We start from the raw sequence: 18,405 nt of genomic DNA on the forward strand, positions 1-18,405 counted from the left end.
CAATGTGTATGAATGCGCTTTCGAACACTTTCATTATAGACTTGAAATCCGGGAGGGCTCAACGATATTCATAAATCCCAATAGTTATTACAATAAGTCCTTTAGTTTGTATATGTTGATTGAAACCGCTTTAATTATATAATATGCCTAAGCAGAGTTTTGTCTGAACCTACATTAATCAAGAAAAACAAGGAGCGACATTGCAATGATAACGAATCGTACAAAGCCTGGTTCCTCGCCGGTTAAGCAATTTACGCTTGTAAAAGAGGGAATCGCGGGCAAGATTTACATAGATCCCAAGGGGGAGGATTATGACGGATTACATCGGGTGGCCAAGTCTTTTGCCGCGGATGTGCATCTCGTGACGGGTACAGAGCCTTCCATCCTTACACAAAAGGAGCACCTGGCTGGAACGGCTGTTATTGCCGGATCGATTGGCAGCAATGATGTCATTGATACGTTAATTGCAGAGGGGATTCTTGATGTATCCGCCATTCAGGGCAAGCGGGAATGCTACCGGATTCAGAGGGTGGAACATCCGGTTCCCGGAGTAGATCAGGGACTGGTTATCGCCGGGAGTGATAAGCGGGGCACGATATACGGCATCTATGCAATTTCCGAAAGGATTGGAGTCAGCCCGTGGGTATTCTGGGGGGATGTTGTCCCGGACAAGAAGCCGCTGCTGGCTTTTTCCGCAGAACAGCTCAACAGCACATCCAAGGAACCCTCCGTCAAATACAGAGGGATATTTCTGAATGACGACTGGCCCTCCCTGGGCTCTTGGGTGACTCAGGCGTTTGGTGACTTCAACGAAGAGTTCTACGATAAGGTATTTGAGCTGATTCTCAGACTGAAAGGGAATTTTTTATGGCCGGCTATGTGGAGTGCTGAATTCAGCCTGAACGGCAAAAGCAGCCCGATCGCCAATGCCAGGCATGCTGAAGCATACGGCATCATCATGGGAACCTCCCATCATGAACCTCTGTTCCGGGCAGGCAGCGAATGGCAGAAGGTATACAAGCAGTATGGAACAAGCAACCTGTGGGATTTTGCCCGGAATAAACAGGCGATCACCAATTTCTGGGAAGATGGAATCAAGCGCAATAAGAGCTTTCATAACCTGATCACCCTCGGCATGCGGGGGGAGGCCGATTCCGCACTGGAGGGTTCTGACCGGGAGAATATTGAACTGCTTAAGGACATCATCCTGACCCAGAAAGACTTACTACGGAAATATAATCTGGACCATGCGCCGCAAATTCTCGCCGTATACAAGGAAGTAGAGAAATACTGGTACGGCACTGCTGAAGTAAAGGGCTTGAAGGACTGGGAGGTCCTGAAGGATGTTACAATTCTGCTGGCTGACGACAACTTCGGCAATCTGCGGAAAATCCCCGCGGTACACGAGCAGCACCGCAGTGCCGGCTGGGGCATGTATTATCATTTTGACTATCATGGCGGTCCGCATTCCTATGAATGGGTGAATACCATTCCGCTGGAGAAGGTCTGGGAGCAAATGTCTATGGCATTCGATTACGGCATCCGCGAGGTATGGGTCGTTAATGTAGGAGACCTTAAGCCCATGGAATTGCCGATATCCTATTTTCTGGATTTGGCATATGACATTGAAGCTTGGGGGAGCCATGCAATCAACCGGACTGGCGAATATACCAGACGGTGGGTGGAGCAGCAATTCGGCCATTCTCTGGAGGCAGGAAGTATAGAAGGAGTCGGCCAGTTGTTATCGGATTACACTAGAATGAACGGCCGGCGCAAACCGGAAATTATCAATACTTCAACCTTTAGTCTTGTGAACGGTCACGAGGCGCAGAGAGTTCTGCAGCTGGCGCTTGGAATTGAAAATGCAGCCGATAACTATAATGCGTTGATCCCTGAATCGCAGAAGGATGCCTATTATCAGCTCGTCTATTATCCTGCGGTAGCTTCGGCCAATGTGGTCAAAATGCATATCTATGCCGGAATGAGCAAGCTGTATGCTGAGCGGGGCAGTGTTCTGGCTAATACCTATGCGAAGTTGACAACGGAAGCAATCGAGCGGGATAAGGAACTGGAGCATTATTATAATACCCGGCTTTCAGGAGGGAAATGGCAGGGGATGATGAGTTCCGCTCATGTCGGGTATGTCCGCTGGGATGCGGAAGGGTGGAAGTATCCGGCGGTGCACACCATAATTCCTGATCAGGATTCTCAAATGATCGTTGATGTAGAGGGAACGGAGCGAGGATATGTTACGGGTACGGCTACTCTACCGGTATTCAGCAATCTGCACCAAGAGACGTATGAGATCACGATCAGCAATGGCGGAGCGGCGGGCTTCATGTATCGGGCAGACTGCAATGCGGACTGGATCAGGCTGGATAGCACGCAGGAGTGGGTGGACACAGGGAAGACGATACAGGTAAGTGTGGACTGGGAGAAAGCAAAGGGGAAGGAATCGGGCGAAATTACCCTCACAGGTGCCGGAGGAACGGTTAGGATCGATGTATCCTTGGACTGGTTTGACCACCGGGAGGTGCCGCCGGCAACCTTTATTGAAGCTCATAATATCGTGGCGATTGAGGCGGAGCATGCCCTAAGCCGTGTTTCGAAATCCGGAGTTGAATGGAGGATTATCGAGAACTATGGCCGTTCTTTATCCTCGGTCAAAATGTTCCCGGACGGAGCATCTTTTGCCGGGCCGGAGCATGCGCCATATCTGGAGTACCGGATTCTGGTGCGTCAGGACGGGGAGTACACCTTGACCGCCTATCTTGCTCCGACAAACAATCTGTCACCGGTCAGAGGGTTGAAATATGCGGCAGGTTTTGATGGCGAAACTCCGGTGATTGCGGACGCGCTGCCGCCGGACTATGAAGGCGGCAACCATGACAATGAACCTTGGTGCCGCGCCGTTATGGACAATATTCATACGCCCGTCACCCGCCATACGCTGACCCAAGGGGTGCATACTCTCCGCTTTTACGGACTCGCTGCCGGACTGGTTGTTCAAAAGCTGGTGCTGTCTGCTTCCACGCTGCCCTATACCTGCCTTGGGCCGGAGGAGAGCTACCGTACGGGACGGGCGTAAGTTCAGATGCGTTTTTTGATGTGATAGACAATGAGCAGCATTAGCGGGAAAACGATGGAATAGGTGAAGTCCCAGTCTACCCAGTAGGCGGGGATTTCTTTGACGTAGAAAATAAGATCTTTTGCAATCAGATGGGTCAGACCGTAAAGCAAAAATGCCACCGGAAAAATTAGGGGACGGTATGATTTCAGCTTCAGCAGCTGGGCGGTCCCTAAGACAAAGGCGTAGAAGTAAAGCGCTGTTTTGAAATAGGTGCTTATAATCCATGTGGTAGCCATTAAAGCTTCAAGCCGCTGCAGAAAATTGCCGATGTTAATCCTTTGGGCAAGAATATAAGCTGCATAGAAGTTGTGCTCGGAGAAATAAGCACCCAACACCGTCAGGGAAAGAAACAAAATAAGGTTCAGTCCAACCCCTCCGATGAGCAGGGCGATGAATATATCCCGGCTTGTATTGCTTTGTTTTTTGGCATAGGGATACACCATGAAGAATACGCATAATTCCCCAAACGGATAAAATACCCCAAAAAAGACCGTGTGCAGCATGTCAGGAAACGGTGTATTCATAATCGGATAGATCTGCTCTATATGAATATCGGGAATCAGCAGAGCGAGCAGGCCGATCAGAAAAACCGAAAAGAAAGGGAGGAAAATCTGGGCCGCCCGCCCCAGCGTTTCCAGACCCAGTCTTAAGCCATACACCAGCAGAACAATGGCCATGAAACGGATAACTCCCCCGGGGGTCGCCTCGTAAACCTGTGTGCACATAAAATCTTCAATTTCCCTGACATAGGTAGAGGCAGCAATGAGAAAAAAGATTAAATAACTCAGAGCTACCGCTCCACCCACCCATTTTCCTAAAATTTGTTGTGAAAGCTCGATAATTGTTTTATTAGGATCAATATTGGCTGTAGTTATCATCAGCTTTAGGGTTGCGAGACCCAAGGGAATACTAATGAGGCCGGCGATCCACGCATCTTCGTGAGCTTCTGCTGTCATTATCGAAGGATATACAAGCGCCATGTCCCCAATAAGAGTGAAAAGCCCGAGTACTATCATTTGAGCTGTACTGATCTGGTCCTTTTCAAGTCTCATGTGATTCCTCCGTATCTGCTGCAAGCCCTCTTCAGCGTTTCAATATTATTTTCCTTAGCATGCAATATCCTTCCATAATTATGCACCCTAAACAAAATAGAGGTGGAATCGGGATAATTATCAAATTCCGCATCATACTAAGGACAGTTTGTTCACGAAAAACGGAGGTTACGTTATGGAGGATGTCCTTAGGAGCCCATTGTCACACCGGCTAGAGGATAATCAGAAGCAGCTATCCCAATTGCTCGGGAAAAGCACCGATCTGATAATCAAAGAATTGCAGCTGGATCCATGTACGCAAATTGCGGTGATCTATATAGATGGTCTTGTAGACACGCAGGTGCTGCATAACTCTATTCTTTTTTCCCTTCAGGAAGGCTGTGCCCCTGAGCTCCTGCGGGATCTTGATGCCGGGCAGAAGTTTGAGCTTCTGCAGAAACGTATCCTAATCGCAGGAGATCTATCTGTTACTGATGATCTGAGACAATTTGCGTATCAGCTGATGTCCGGCAATGTGATGGTGCTGGTGGACGGAATACCGAGTGCCCTGCGGATCGGGCTTCCCGGGTGGGATGACCGGAATGTAAGTGAACCCAGCTCGCAATCGGTTGTGAGGGGGCCGATGGAGGCGTTCACAGAGAATATGAGAACGAACACGTCATTGATCCGAAGAAAAATAAAAGACAGTCACCTGTGGCTCGAAACGTTCCAGATCGGCAAGGTGACGCAGACCAGCGTGTCCATTATGTATCTCACTAATCTCGCAAGCCCTGACCTGGTGCTGGAGGTAAAGCGCCGGCTGGACCAAATAGATACAGACAGCATTCTGGAGAGCGGATATATCGAGGAATTTATTCAGGATAAGACTGCCACGCCTTTCCCGACAATCTATAACAGTGATCGGCCGGATACCATCGCGGCGGGAATTCTGGAAGGAAAAGTGGCGATTCTTGTGGACGGAACGCCGTTTGTCCTGCTGGTGCCTTGCTTTTTTGTCTCCTTTTTCCAATCTGCCGAAGATTATTATCAGCGGTCCGATATTGCCACCTTGCTGCGGTTTGTTCGCTTTCTTTCTTTTTTTATTACGATGCTTGCCCCCTCTTTTTACGTGGCGGTTACTACGTATCATCAGGAGATGATCCCTACCAGTCTGGTCATAAGCCTTGCCGCACAACGGGAGAGCGTCCCGGTTCCGGCTTTCGTAGAGGCGCTGCTTATGGAATTAACGTATGAGATTCTCCGGGAAGCGGGTGTGAGAATACCGAAGAATATAGGGCAGGCCATCTCAATCGTCGGTACGCTGGTCATTGGCCAGGCAGCCGTTGCGGCGGGTTTTATCTCATCGGCGATGGTTATTATTGTATCCATTACGGCCATTTCCAGCTTTGTCATACCGGAGTCGGGCATGGCCATTGCCGCAAGAATGATTCGTTTTGTATTTATCGTGCTGGCTGGTTTTATAGGGTTGTACGGGATATTGTTTGGCGTGTTTTTGATTGTGCTGCATTTGGCAAGCCTTCGTTCATTCGGCATGCCTTATATGAGTCCAATCGCTCCATACGAATCGAAAGATCTGAAGGATTCGATCTTCCGCTTTCCTTGGCCGCTTTTAAAGACAAGGCCGGCTAACTTGAAAGTACAGAATTTAAACCGCCAAGACACTTCCATGGGGAAGGAACCGATTTATGAGCCCAATAAAAAGTAAAGTCCTTCCTCGGCTGCTGCTTGCCCTTCTCATTCCCCTGCTGCTTAGCGGTTGCTGGGAAAGAAAGGAATTAAATGAATTAGCCTTTGTGCTGGGAATGGGACTGGATAAGGCGGAATCCGGCTACAGGGTCACGATGCAGGTGGTTATTCCTTCTTCGATTTCTTCGCAGACAGCAGGAGGAACGAGCGGCGGCGGGGTACCAGTGGTTGTATCCAGCTTCACAGTGCCCACGTTCTATGAATCGGACCGGCAATACAATCTCATCAGTTCGAGAACCGCCTACAAAGGGCATATCCGCGTACTGGTGATCGGAGAGGAGCTAGCACGGACCGGTATCGCTGAGATACTTGATGTACTGAAGCGGAGCCGGGAGCCGCGGAATGATTACTATGTCATGGTCGCGAAAGGGACCACAGCGGAAGAAATGCTGAAGGTTCTCACCCCGCTTGATAAAATACCGGCGAATAAATTGTTTAGTTCCCTGGACAAATCCTACAAGATATCAGCCAAAACTGCTGCGGTACCCCTTAACAGGTTTGTTGATGATCTGCTGTATGAAGGAATTAACCCGGTGTTGACCGGAGTTGAGGTGGTTGGCAATGCCAGCGAAGGCGACAAGATGAGCAATCTGGAACAGAGCGTACCTAAAGCCAGTTTACAATACCGTAGCTTAGCTGTATTCAAGAAAGACAAGATGGTCGGGTGGTTAAGTGATAAAGAGACAATCGGCTACAATTACATCACCGATAACGTTGTCAAAACCTCAGGTATTGTAATAGGGGACGACGGCCGGCCTATTGTTATTGAAGCGATACGGACAACCACTAAACGGAAAATGAAGATGGTCGGCGGCGAACCGCATATTTATATTCATGTAAAGGCGGAGGGCAATGTGCAAGAAGTCCAGAGCAAGGATAACCTGGAGGCGGAGAGCGTGATTAGACAACTTGAAAGGAAATCGGAAGAGCGGATAATCCTGCGGATGGAAACTGCCGTCAAGCATATTAACGAGCGCTACAATGTGGATGTCATGGGCTTTGGACAGTTGATCTACCGTGCCAATCCTAAAGCTTGGGCCAGGCTGAAGCAGACAAAGGGGGACAATTACCTGAAATCGCTGCCTGTCCATTACAAAGTCACCATGTCGATTAACCGGATCGGTGTTACGGACAAATCTTTTATTGATGATGTCAAGGAGTGAGCGAAATGCTGCTGCTGTTATTTCTGGTTATTGCGGCTGTCTGTATAGCCGTCGATGTGCCCTTGCTAAAGCAGGGAAGCAGGACCCGGGATTTGCTGGTCTGGGGCGTACTCTGGATCATGGGCCTTGGTGCGACTGTCTGCTTCTTGTACAGAATCAAAGTACCAAGCCCGCTCCTTCTGGTCATGCTGATCTATAGGCCCGTCAACAGCCTGTTTGAATCATGGTTTTATTAGGTTCGTCAATGGGTTGCCTGATGTCTGCAAAAATTAACAGCATGGTTTTGAAAAAAATGGTATCCTATTCAAAATGAGGAGGATGAGTGATGGGTATGCAGGGAGTTGCGGCATTGAATTCTTTCAGACCGCTTATTACCAATAATAATCTCTACAATAGCAAAGCAAATGTGTCTGATTTCAAGAACCTATTAAATGGCGTTGAACAAAAAGTGGGAAAAACAAATACATTTATCAGTGCGAAGCAGAGTCTGCAAGAGACCTACCCTGACTTAAAATATCATGTGTTGGATTCGTCTCAATTTACGTATTGGAACAGGCTGGACTTTCCTGATTCAAAGATTTTTGAAGATCATATAGATGCTGAGGCCTTAAAAACCTGGAAACCAACCACCCAGACTGCGACAGGCTATGAACCATGGGTGCAACGTGATCTTGAAAAAATTCAAAAAGGTCTTCACGTAGTTTTTATACATCCTGCCACACAGGAAAAGATGGATAAAGATCCTGAATATGCGAAACGGATTGCAGATAAAATTGAGAAATATTTTGAAAACGACATAAAGATCAATAAAGCGATAGATCCGAAGTCGGTTGAACAGATGTCACAGGCAGTTTCAATTACAGAAGATGGACAAATCGGATTGCATGTAACAGTTTGTGATGGGCCTTCAGCACAACCATCCGCTGAGAAGGAAGCATCCGCTATAAGAGGAAGAGAACAGGAGCCGTTAAGGCAACTCTATGAGATGCCGATTCGCGTTTCATTGGGTAAGGCAACAGCTGCTCCATTACAATATGATTATAGATATGCATATAGCATTATTCCGACAACGCAGATCACAAGGTCATGATCCTATCTAACCAAGGCGGAGGATTCCCAGGAATTCTCCGCTTTCTGTTCCGGTGCAGGTTAGCAGTCTGAGACTTCAACTGATATTTGTATAACATAGTTGTCCGGATTTTTTTCTGCCAAATAGTTGAGGAGATCCACTGAGTAAGCACTCCCGGAGATAGCCATTCCTTTGCTACTTATATATTTGATTATAATTGAGTACGTTACGGGCATTGTTTCATACGATCCTCTATGATTCATGATGACATAACGTCCTTTGGGTTTGATGATCATCCGCTCCCCCGGAATCGGGGTCTTGAGCCTATTGGCAATATAATCCGCATAATAATCTCCCGACTCCAGGCGGTCCTTGCCTAAAATGGTCCAAATCGGGAACTCGCAATCAATAAAATGACTCTCGCAATATTCCCGGTGTTCGCTTAATTTGTGAGCAAACTCCTTGTCACCATCGCCCTGTTGTAATTGTATGGCAATGAAATATTCCTCCTCACATTCCTCTATCGACGGCCCATCGTCTACCTCCCCCTGAGCTTGCTCCGTCATTTCAATAGCGCCTTTCAATAGGCTTTGCATCCTTTTAATTTTATTCCGCTCGACTTCCAGGACATCCAGCTTCTGTTTGAGCAGCTCCAGGAGCAATGGGGTGTTCTGATTTTGCATGAAGCCCTTGATTTCCTGAAGTGAACTCCCTGCCTTTTTCAGCACATTTATAATATCAAGCGTGTAAGATTGTGGAATGGAATAATAACGGTAGCCCTTTGAGTTGGTATATTCCGGTTTTAAAAGCCCGATTTCATCATAATGAAACAGGGTATGTTTGGTGACTCCGCAAGTTTTGGCAAATTCGCTGGTAGTAAGGTATTGATTGTGATTTTCCGGCATATGCAGTTCCTCCATCCGATTCTAGATGTGTTATATAAATTGAACTTATAATTCTTCTATTCTGGGAATGGCCGTGACTCCAGAGAATGTTTGGACTTCCGGCCGCTGTTAGGTTTGGATTTCCTGAATTTAACCGCGAATCGCGGTAGAAATCCAAACCTTGCCCATGCTTCCGAAGAGAGCTTTCCTACGGAAAGCTTTCAGGCGGACGCTATCGCTCCTCCAGTTCCAAATTCCCCTCCGCCACTTTTCCCTAAATGTAATTCTCAAGTTCAATCTATATAGCTTAATATTTTATCCTGAAAATCATCGCTTGACTATAGGGTTACCCTATAGTTTAACGTTTGTAATGTAAAATATACTTTGTATTATTGGAGGAACAACATGTCTAAGTTCAAACGTTGGATGATTCTGGCTATCGTATCAAGCGCACTTTTGCTTATTGTGATGGATATGACCATCCTGTATACTGCATTGCCCAGCTTAACGCATGATCTCGGTGCGTCTGCGTCAGAAAAATTATGGATTCTCAATGGTTACTCTCTTGTTATGGCGGGTTTGCTTCCGGCGATGGGGACACTTGGGGACCGTTTGGGTTATAAAAAAATCTTCACCCTCGGGTTGCTCGTATTTTCTGTTGCTTCACTTACTGCAGCCTTTTCCCCCGTCCCTCTAGTATTGGTTGCAGCCCGGGTTCTTCTTGCAGTTGGAGCATCCATGATGATGCCTGCAACATTGTCCATTATCAGAGTTACCTTTACGGATGATCGTGAACGTGCACTTGCGATCGGCATTTGGGGCTCCATTTCCTCAGGCGGTGCAGGACTTGGTCCGATTGTCGGCGGGCTTTTGCTGGAACATTTCTGGTGGGGTTCCGTGTTTCTGATTAACCTGCCGATTGCGATCATTGCCTTGGCCTTAACAGTGATGTATGTTCCGCAACATGCTGGCAATAAAGATAAGAAATGGGACCTCATCGGTTCGATCCAGATCATGATCGCTATGGTGGGACTTATCTACTCAATTAAAGAATTTGCGCGGCGTGACGGGTCCATAACATTCGCCATAATGGGGGCCGTTGCCGGTGCCCTGGCACTGATCATCTTTATCCGCCGCCAGAACAACAGCAGCAGTCCGCTAATTGATCTTTCTTTATTCAAAATCACAAGATTCTCCACTGGTTTTATCACTGCCCTGGTTGGTGCATTTGCACAAATGGGGATTCAATATATTGTGACCCAGCGTCTTCAATTGGTGGAAGGTCTGACACCGCTCCAAGCAGGGTTGTTCACGATAAGCATCCCGGCTGCAGCTTTAATTGCCGGCCCGATAACGGGGGCTGTAATGCACCGTTTTGATGTTATCCGGTTGAAGAGCCTCTCTCTGCTGATTGCCAGTCTGGGGATGGCCATCTATTTAACGCAGTTTAATGCAGGGATTGCCGGGCAAATTGTTGGACTGGCTTTATTGGGTGCCGGATTGGGAGCAGGTATGACAGCTGCCTCTCATTCGATTATGAACTATGCCCCTTCACATAAAGCAGGGATGGCTGCGTCCATTGAAGAGGTTGCATATGAGATGGGGGGAGCATCGGGCATAGCGATCATCGGAAGTATGTCGGCGCTTGTGTATTCCCTGTCGATGAAAATTCCTTCGGGCCTTAAGGTGCCTGCGATTGTGAAGGACAGTCTGGATGAAGCACTGCTGGTTGCAGAGGGCTTGCCTCCTCAGGCTGCAGAAGCATTGAAAGAGGCAGGCCGTACTGCCTTTGACCACTCTTTTTTTATTATTCTTGCGGGTGTAGCTGTATTTTTGGCAGCAGCGTCGCTAATCGTCCGGTTGGCCGGAGGGCGGTCCAAGGCTCATGATCTTTTAAAGCTTTAGCGCTGGGCATCAGGAGATGAAGAGAGGGGAAAGGGAGTAACGCAAAAAAGCCACTTCACAGTGTGAAGTGGCCCGAAATACCGTTCCTCTATTATTGACGCAATGTCTTTAGCGCTCCGCTCCAGGCCAGCACTTGATCAAGCATCGCGTTTACATTTGCGGTATGCAGATCAGCCGGTTTGAAGACTGTACCGTTCTCGAAGTCTGTGAACAAGGACAACAGCGGGTGTACCCGGACATCCGCAACCTGCAGTTCACCGAGAATTCCACGCAAGTGTTCAGCGGCGCGTACACCGCCTGCAGAACCATAACTTACGATACCTGCAGCTTTATTGTTCCATTCATCACGGGCAGAATCCAGTGCATTCTTAAGTGCTCCCGTAAGGCTGTGATTATATTCCTGGGCAATAAATACGAATCCGTCGAGTGTGGCAAGCTTTGCTCCCCAAGCCTGAGCGGGTGCGTAATTATCACTTTCACCAAGCAGCGGCAATTTGAAATCAGCAATGTCCACGATTTCATAGTTGGCATCTCCGCGTGCGTCTGCGATTCCTTTTACCCATTCACCTACTTGCGGACTTACCCGTCCTTGACGAGTGCTGCCGAGTATAATACCGATGTTTAACTTTGTCATTTGAATTACCTCCTGAGTGATTTCTTAGTTATAGTTTCTAATAACTTCTATGCGTTTATTATAGCATATTACTTTTTTAAAGCAAGTGGTTTTTCGAAACTATTAATCTTTTAAGTTTGAGCAGAAATTACTAGACGTACTACAAGTGGAAACGGCTTCGCCGTCCTCAAAAGGACGGTATCCGTTTCAGCGGGAAATAAAATCTTATATTTTAAAAAAATCCGCCAAAACGGCGGATTCTGATGCTGCTTATTGATCAATCTCAATGTCTCTGTAATATTCGTCTTTGAGAGTTTCCCAATGCTGTTTGTCTTCTTCAGTAATGGTTCTAAGCACTTTGCAGGGGTTGCCCACAGCAATAACATTATCGGGAATATCCTTGGTGACTACGGCCCCGGAACCGATGATCACATTGTTGCCAATGTTGACACCGGGATTTATTACTGTGTTTGCGCCGACCCACACGTTGTTTCCAATAGTAATCGGTTTGCCAAATTCGAGCATGGTATTGCGGACCTCTGCATCAATGGGGTGGCTGGCAGTATATACACCTACCCTTGGACCAAATAACACATTGCTGCCGATGGTTACGGGTGCCACGTCAATGATGATGCAGTCATAATTTGCATAGAAGTTATTGCCGATTGAGATGTTGCAGCCATAATCGCAGCGGAAAGGGGGTTCAATATACAAGGATTCCCCTGTAGAACAGAATAATTCCTTGAGCAATTCCACTCTATATCCTAACTGTTCTTCCGTACTGTTGTTGAACAAACGGGTGAGCATTCTGGATTTCTTATGGTCTCGGGCTAATTCCCCGCCTCCGGCAAGGTATAGCTTGCCCGCTAGCATGTTTTCTTTGTTTGTCGCCATGATTTCGGCCTCCTGAAGTGTTCTTTATTATCTTTACTGCAAGATTGCCGCCAGAATTACCGGCGTTTCTCTATAAGCTGTAAAGAGTACGTCATGCTTTCGAGTGTGATGGCAATAAGGCCGTTCATGTAATCATCATCAGGATCATCCAGCAGGATAAGCTGAGGCATATGTTCTGCGGGGATGATCTCCAGACAGCTTTCCAGAATGTGCTGCACATCTTCTTGTCTGAATTGCTCTCCCGTAAGTGCAATGGTCTTCGGATTAATAACCGCGGTCAATGAAGCTACAGCATGCACGGCCAAAGGGAGAAAGGTATCATCTCCACCTAAGCGGATGAACTGCTCTTCCCGGGAAATTCCAAAGGGCAAAAAAGAAACTTCGCCAGCAAACCGGGTATTTCCCTTGTGAATATGTCCGTCGATTATAATCCCCGAGCCCGGAAAGCTGCCGCGGATAAAGGTCAGCACCACGATGGTTTTGTCTTCATCATAGGACTGTTTGTTATAGAATCCGTAGGCGGTGAGATTCATATCATTTTCAACAGTGACCTCGACGTTGTACTTCTCCTTAAGCAGTGATTCCAGCGGAACATTGATTAACGAATGGATATCACAAATATTAATAACACCTTGATGAACAAGACCCGGAATACCGATGCCAACGGCCTTAATATTGTTATATTTCTGTGTGAGCGTTGCGACCAGATGATCAAAGCTTGCCGCGTCGATAAGCTCGGGTTCCAGCAGACCTTGTTCCACAAGTTCACCGGTTGAATTTGTTACCGCAAAGGTTAAGGATAACGAGCCGTCCTCCGTTTTGGCATAGATGCAGGCGATATAGGAGAAATCGGCATTGTACAGGAAACGCCTTGCCGGACGTCCTCCGCTGGAAGCTTCCAGTTCGGTCTCAATAACCTCGCCGGTTTCTACCAGCTCATTGAGGATGTTTCCGCAGGTCGCTATACTTAACCCTGTAACGCTGGCTACCGCAGCCTTTGTGCCTTGCTTCATCGCTTTTAAGGCTTCCTTGATCAGCTCCTGATTTATCCTTTTAACGCGCATAGAATTGTTGGCGATCTGATTCATTGGGTGCATCCTCCATACCTTCGACACTTTCGATATTGGTTATTAAAAGTATTGTAAATAATATACCCTGAGTTTTTGCAATTGTCCAGTATGCCAAAGAAAAAAGCAGCCCTCACCAGGGCTGCTTTCTTAAGATCACAATATCCAATGGACTCAGACGGCTATTCCCGCCGGTATTTATCCCGGTCTGCTTCCGTAATTTCACGGATGACCCGGCAGGGATTGCCGGCTGCCAGCACACCGGAGGGAATGTCCTTGGTTACGACACTTCCGGCGCCGATGACCGTGTTGTCACCGATGGTCACGCCCGGCAGGACGCTTACGCCGCCGCCAATCCAGACGTTGTTTCCAACTGCAATCGGAAAGGCAACTTCCAGCCCTTGATTGCGCTGTTCCACGTCAAGTGCGTGCCCTGCAGTATAAAATCCGCAGTTGGGCGCTACGAATACATTGTCGCCGAAGGTAATCTTCGCCCCATCGAGCATTACACTGTTGTGGTTGATATAGAAATTTTCTCCGATCTCAATATTATAGCCATAGTCGCACACAAAAGGTTGTTCGATCAGGAACCGCTCTGCTGTGCTTCCCAGAAGTTTTCTGATGATTTCTTCTCTACCTTCGGTATTTGCCGGATGCAGCCGGTTGTATTCATAACACATTCCCTTAGCGTATAAACGTTCTTCGATCAATTCCTTGTCATAATTTGCATCGTACAATAAACCTAAATGTGATTTCTCTTTTTCTGTCATAACCATCTGATCTCCACTTCCTATCATTTTATTGCCGTATATTGGTAAAATAGACCTTTAAATTTTACCATACGATTTCTATTTTATTCAAATAGGATGGAATTTACAGGTGAACTGATCTAAAATAAAAGTTGTGTACAAAACAACCGGAGCCATTAGAGCCGGATCTATGGAGAGGAGCAGGTGTGATATGAAGTATCGCAGATTGGGTGGAACAGGGCTTAAGGTCAGTGAAATCAGCTTGGGAAGCTGGCTGACTTACGGCGGTTACGTGGAACGTGAGAATGCCGTTAAAGCCATTGAAACCGCTTACGGATTGGGTGTTAATTTTTTTGATACGGCCAATGTATATGAAAAAGGAGCGGCGGAGAAAGTGCTGGGCGAAACTTTACGCGGATTTCCCCGCGAGTCCTATGTTCTGGCGACCAAGGTTTTCGGCGTTATGGGGGAGGGGCCTAATGACCGCGGATTGTCCCGCAAGCATATTACCGAGCAGTGCCATGCCAGTCTGAAACGGCTTGGGGCCGAATATGTGGACATTATGTACTGCCATCGCTATGATCCGGAAACTCCTATTGAAGAAACACTGCGGGCACTGGATGATCTGGTCCGTCAGGGCAAGGTGCTCTATGTGGGTGTAAGTGAATGGACGGCAGCGCAAATGGCGGAAGCGCTCGCGGTCGCCGACCGTTACCTGCTGGATCATATCGTTGTTAACCAGCCTATTTATAATATGTTCGAACGTTATATTGAGAAAGAGATCATTCCGCTCGGCCAGCGTAAAGGAATCGGACAAGTTGTCTTTTCCCCGCTGGCCCAAGGTCTGCTGACGGGTAAGTACAGCTCCGTCTCTGATATTCCTGAGGACAGCCGGGCAGCTAAGCTGGACTGGATGCGTAAAGGGATAACGGATGAGAAGATTGCCAAAGTGCGTCAGCTTGAGGGTGTTGCGGCTGAACTGGACATTTCTGTCGGCAATTTGGCGCTGGCCTGGATTCTGCGTCAGCCTAATGTGGCAAGCGCGCTGGTCGGTGCAAGCCGTCCGGAGCAGGTTGAGGAGAATGTTCTGGCCTCAGGCATAGAGCTCTCCGGGGATATTGTGAGCAAGATTGAAGAGATTCTGGGCTAAAGAGAGGAGCAGACAGAGATGAAGGTATTATTTATCGGAGGGACAGGATTAATCAGCGAGGCCGTCTCCAGACTGGCTGTTCAGCGCGGGATAGAGCTGTATCTGTTTAATCGCGGAGAGCGGGGCGAATTCGTGCCGGAAGGTGCGAAGGTGATCCAGGGAGATATCCGCAAGGGGGCGGAAGCCCGTGAAGTGCTGAAGGGGTATGAATTTGATGTTGTGGTAGACTGGATCGCGTTCACTCCTGAGCAGGTGCAGCTCGACATTGATCTGTTCACCGGCAAGACGAAGCAGTATATCTTTATCAGCTCGGCATCGGCTTACCAGAAGCCGCAGCGGCATTACCGGATCACAGAAGAGACGCCGCTTGTCAATCCATACTGGCAGTATTCTCGCGATAAAATCGCCTGTGAGGAACTGCTGCTGGAAGCCCATCGCAGCAACGGCTTCCCGGTTACAATTGTCCGTCCGTCGCATACTTATGGCGTTACAGCAATTCCTGCAGCTTTGACGAGCTGGCAGCATCCCTGGTCACTGGTAGAGCGCATCCGCAAAGGCCAGCCCCTCGTGATTCATGGGGATGGAACCTCACTTTGGACGCTGACCCACAATACCGATTTTGCCAAAGGGTTTGTCGGCCTGCTGGGACATGCTGAAGCCATTGGAGAGGCTGTCCATATCACTTCTGATGAAGTGCTGAGCTGGAATCAGATTTATGCTGCCATTGGAGAGGCTGCAGGCAGAGAGCCGAAGGTTGTGCATATCTCCACGGATTTCATCGCAGCCCATACACCGGCGGGCACGGCGGATGGCCTGATCGGGGACCAGGCGGTAAGCAGTGTGTTTGACAACAGTAAAATCAAACGGCTTGTGCCGGATTACGAGGCTACGGTTCCATTCGCAGAAGGAGTGAAGCTGTCGGTGGCGTGGTTTGAGCGTCATCCTAAGCTGTGCTTGATGGACCAGGAATGGTCGAAGATGCTGGACAACCTGATCGGCAAACATGGCATCGATCCCAAGCTGCTTTCTTATTACGTTTAAGCTTAAGCTCATAGGCTGCACATAAGCTCAAAAGACGGTGATTCCTAATAAGGATCACCGTCTTTTTGTGGGGAATTTTGTTGCTTCTACGTACTGATGTGAGGGCGTGGCATGAAACTGGGAATCTTGAATATACTCTCACTACCGAAATTCCCTTAAAAGGAGTCCTGGCCATGCCGACACATCCGTATGTCTCCCGTTTTTTTGTAAATTCCGATGCACGCCGTGAGAAGCTGATTTACGATCTGCCGGAATCCTGGTGGAGCCGCCCTTATGAATACGAGTGGTGTACAAACTTTATTTCGCCCCATGATGTGGTGCTGGATGCCGCTTGCGGCATTTCCCATCCGCTGAAGTTCTATCTCGCCGGATTCAGCGACGAGGTCTATGCCTGTGATCTTGATGCCCGCATCCTGTCAAGGGAAGCGATCCTCCAGAACATTGCCGATGATATCGGAGCCGAAGCGGCGCGGCAGGCAGGGGCGAGACGGACAACAAGTCTTCATCTGGCCCAGGCCGATCTCACCAAGCTGCCGTATGCCGATGAGAGCTTTGATACGATTTTTTGCATCTCGGTACTGGAGCATCTGTCGCTGGAGGATTCTGTGCGTGCGGTGCAGGAGTTCCACAGAACGCTGAACGGAGAGGGCCTGCTGGTACTGACCTTTGATTATCCTACAGTCAATCTGCCGCTGATGAACGACGTGCTGCTGCAGTCCGGATTCCAGTATTGGGGGGAGACGGATTTCAATCTTCCTGAGGATGCTGTGCGAACGGATTTGTGGGGCGGACTGAATTGTTTCAGAGCTGTGCTCAAAAAAGCGCAAAACTAGCAGGACTTTATACCCTTCTTTTAAGAATCTGCTTTCAGTATAGTAGAACAATATCTTATAAAAAGGGGCTAGAGTATTGAAAAGATTGGCAATCATTACAGTTATATTGTGCCTGCTTGTTCCCTCGTCTGCTGTATTTAGCAAAGGGGCAGCGGCGCAGGAGAACATCACACTTGCTTTTGCCGGAGATATTCTGCTGGACGGTTTTGTGGGCGAGCAGATTGCAAAATACGGGGTTCATTTTCCATTCACCAAAGTGGCGCCGGTCCTGCAGAAAGCGGATCTTGCGTTTGCGAATCTGGAGACGCCGGTATCGGTTAGAGGGAAGGCGGCCGAGAAGACCTTTGCCTTCCGCTCCAAGCCGGAAACACTGGGTGGACTCAGCTATGCGGGAATTGATGGCGTGACCGTGGCCAACAATCATATCCTGGATTACGGGCAGAATGCCATGCTGGATACGTTGGTGCATCTGGACCGGCACAAGATTGGCCATACGGGTGCAGGCAACAATATTGAAGAAGCCTTCAAACCGTATATTAAGACTGTCAAAGGCAAACGGATAGCTGTGCTGGGCACAAGCCGCGTGTTATCCGGCACCTCCTGGTATGCCGGGAAAAACAATCCCGGAGCTGCTTCAGCCTACACTGCGGAGCCGCTGATGGGTGCGATTAAGAAGTCGGCTAAGGACAACGATTATACCATTGTGTATATCCATTGGAACCAGGAGTTCAAGGACTATCCGGAGGACTACGCCCGGACACTGGCCAAGCAAATGATCGACTGCGGTGCGGATATTATCCTTGGTGCGCACAGCCACAACCTGATGGGGATCGAATATTACAAGCATAAGCCGATCTACTATTCGCTGGGTAATTTTGTGTTCAACCGATCTACGCGCGGCGGAGAGAAGACCCTGCATTCGATGCTGGTCAACTTTACAATCAGCGATAGCGGCGTAACCGGCAAAATTACGCCGGTTAAGATTATGGGCGGACAGCCGAATTTTATGGGCAACGCCTATAATCAGGAGACCATCAAGCGAATGAACAAGCTGTCGTTCAATGCTGTCGTAGCGGCAGACGGTACAGTTACAGAGGATCTCTGACCTC

The 18,405-nt window shown here is 48.3% G+C and carries 16 protein-coding genes; 10 read left to right on the plus strand and 6 right to left on the minus strand.

Annotation, left to right across the window (positions count from 1 at the left end):
• Positions 1 to 205 precede the first annotated feature (205 nt).
• The gene (locus ACAN56_RS29750) at positions 206 to 3,088 is read left to right on the plus strand and encodes a glycosyl hydrolase 115 family protein (protein ID WP_379147404.1); all 2,883 of its coding nucleotides are present in this window, start codon (positions 206 to 208) and stop codon (positions 3,086 to 3,088) included.
• A gap of 2 nt (positions 3,089 to 3,090) precedes the next feature.
• Here ACAN56_RS29750 and ACAN56_RS29755 read toward each other — a convergent pair whose 3' ends face one another.
• The gene (locus ACAN56_RS29755; protein ID WP_038588723.1) at positions 3,091 to 4,182 is read right to left on the minus strand and encodes a GerAB/ArcD/ProY family transporter; all 1,092 of its coding nucleotides are present in this window, start codon (positions 4,180 to 4,182) and stop codon (positions 3,091 to 3,093) included.
• Between the two features lie 175 nt (positions 4,183 to 4,357).
• Here ACAN56_RS29755 and ACAN56_RS29760 point away from each other — a divergent pair, with 175 nt between their 5' ends.
• The 4 genes from ACAN56_RS29760 (at position 4,358) to ACAN56_RS29775 (ending at position 8,181) form a co-directional block, all read left to right on the plus strand.
• Complete coding sequence (locus ACAN56_RS29760) at positions 4,358 to 5,887, plus strand: spore germination protein (protein ID WP_038588725.1); 1,530 nt, start codon at positions 4,358 to 4,360, stop codon at positions 5,885 to 5,887.
• Complete coding sequence (locus ACAN56_RS29765; protein ID WP_038588727.1) at positions 5,868 to 7,091, plus strand: Ger(x)C family spore germination protein; 1,224 nt, start codon at positions 5,868 to 5,870, stop codon at positions 7,089 to 7,091. The genes ACAN56_RS29760 and ACAN56_RS29765 overlap by 20 nt, the downstream gene beginning before the upstream one ends.
• A 5-nt stretch (positions 7,092 to 7,096) precedes the next feature.
• On the plus strand, positions 7,097 to 7,327 hold the full coding sequence (locus ACAN56_RS29770; protein WP_038588730.1) for a hypothetical protein: 231 nt from the start codon (positions 7,097 to 7,099) through the stop codon (positions 7,325 to 7,327).
• Positions 7,328 to 7,416: 89 nt separating this feature from the next.
• Complete coding sequence (locus tag ACAN56_RS29775) at positions 7,417 to 8,181, plus strand: hypothetical protein (protein WP_379147408.1); 765 nt, start codon at positions 7,417 to 7,419, stop codon at positions 8,179 to 8,181.
• A gap of 59 nt (positions 8,182 to 8,240) precedes the next feature.
• Here ACAN56_RS29775 and ACAN56_RS29780 read toward each other — a convergent pair whose 3' ends face one another.
• Positions 8,241 to 9,065 carry a MerR family transcriptional regulator gene (locus tag ACAN56_RS29780; RefSeq protein WP_379147410.1) on the minus strand — a complete coding sequence of 275 codons (825 nt, stop codon included), beginning with the start codon at positions 9,063 to 9,065 and terminating at the stop codon, positions 8,241 to 8,243.
• 384 nt (positions 9,066 to 9,449) lie between these two features.
• Here ACAN56_RS29780 and ACAN56_RS29785 point away from each other — a divergent pair, with 384 nt between their 5' ends.
• Positions 9,450 to 10,949 (plus strand): MFS transporter, encoded by a 1,500-nt coding sequence (locus tag ACAN56_RS29785; protein ID WP_379147412.1) that lies wholly within the window; start codon positions 9,450 to 9,452, stop codon positions 10,947 to 10,949.
• Between the two features lie 91 nt (positions 10,950 to 11,040).
• Here ACAN56_RS29785 and ACAN56_RS29790 read toward each other — a convergent pair whose 3' ends face one another.
• From ACAN56_RS29790 to ACAN56_RS29805, 4 genes are all read right to left on the minus strand, one after another.
• Positions 11,041 to 11,583, minus strand: a complete 543-nt coding sequence (locus ACAN56_RS29790) for an NADPH-dependent FMN reductase (protein ID WP_038588742.1) — start codon at positions 11,581 to 11,583, stop codon at positions 11,041 to 11,043.
• Between the two features lie 249 nt (positions 11,584 to 11,832).
• Positions 11,833 to 12,456 carry a sugar O-acetyltransferase gene (locus tag ACAN56_RS29795; RefSeq protein ID WP_379147414.1) on the minus strand — a complete coding sequence of 208 codons (624 nt, stop codon included), beginning with the start codon at positions 12,454 to 12,456 and terminating at the stop codon, positions 11,833 to 11,835.
• 56 nt (positions 12,457 to 12,512) lie between these two features.
• Entirely contained in the window at positions 12,513 to 13,544 is a 1,032-nt protein-coding gene (locus ACAN56_RS29800; protein ID WP_038588748.1) for an ROK family protein, read from the minus strand.
• 161 nt (positions 13,545 to 13,705) lie between these two features.
• Complete coding sequence (locus tag ACAN56_RS29805) at positions 13,706 to 14,293, minus strand: sugar O-acetyltransferase (protein WP_379147416.1); 588 nt, start codon at positions 14,291 to 14,293, stop codon at positions 13,706 to 13,708.
• Positions 14,294 to 14,483: 190 nt separating this feature from the next.
• Between ACAN56_RS29805 and ACAN56_RS29810 the strand changes: the two genes are divergently transcribed.
• The 4 genes from ACAN56_RS29810 (at position 14,484) to ACAN56_RS29825 (ending at position 18,401) form a co-directional block, all read left to right on the plus strand.
• Positions 14,484 to 15,422, plus strand: coding sequence for an aldo/keto reductase family protein (locus ACAN56_RS29810; protein ID WP_379147418.1), 939 nt, complete (start codon positions 14,484 to 14,486; stop codon positions 15,420 to 15,422).
• Positions 15,423 to 15,440: 18 nt separating this feature from the next.
• Positions 15,441 to 16,463, plus strand: coding sequence for an SDR family oxidoreductase (locus ACAN56_RS29815; RefSeq protein ID WP_379147420.1), 1,023 nt, complete (start codon positions 15,441 to 15,443; stop codon positions 16,461 to 16,463).
• A 173-nt stretch (positions 16,464 to 16,636) separates the two neighbouring features.
• Positions 16,637 to 17,296, plus strand: a complete 660-nt coding sequence (locus ACAN56_RS29820) for a class I SAM-dependent methyltransferase (protein ID WP_038588757.1) — start codon at positions 16,637 to 16,639, stop codon at positions 17,294 to 17,296.
• Between the two features lie 76 nt (positions 17,297 to 17,372).
• Positions 17,373 to 18,401, plus strand: a complete 1,029-nt coding sequence (locus ACAN56_RS29825; RefSeq protein ID WP_076114286.1) for a CapA family protein — start codon at positions 17,373 to 17,375, stop codon at positions 18,399 to 18,401.
• Positions 18,402 to 18,405: the final 4 nt, after the last annotated feature.

The sequence above is a fragment of the Paenibacillus paludis genome, assembly GCF_042610515.1.
In the GTDB taxonomy this organism is placed as follows: Bacteria; Bacillota; Bacilli; order Paenibacillales; family Paenibacillaceae; genus Paenibacillus_AQ.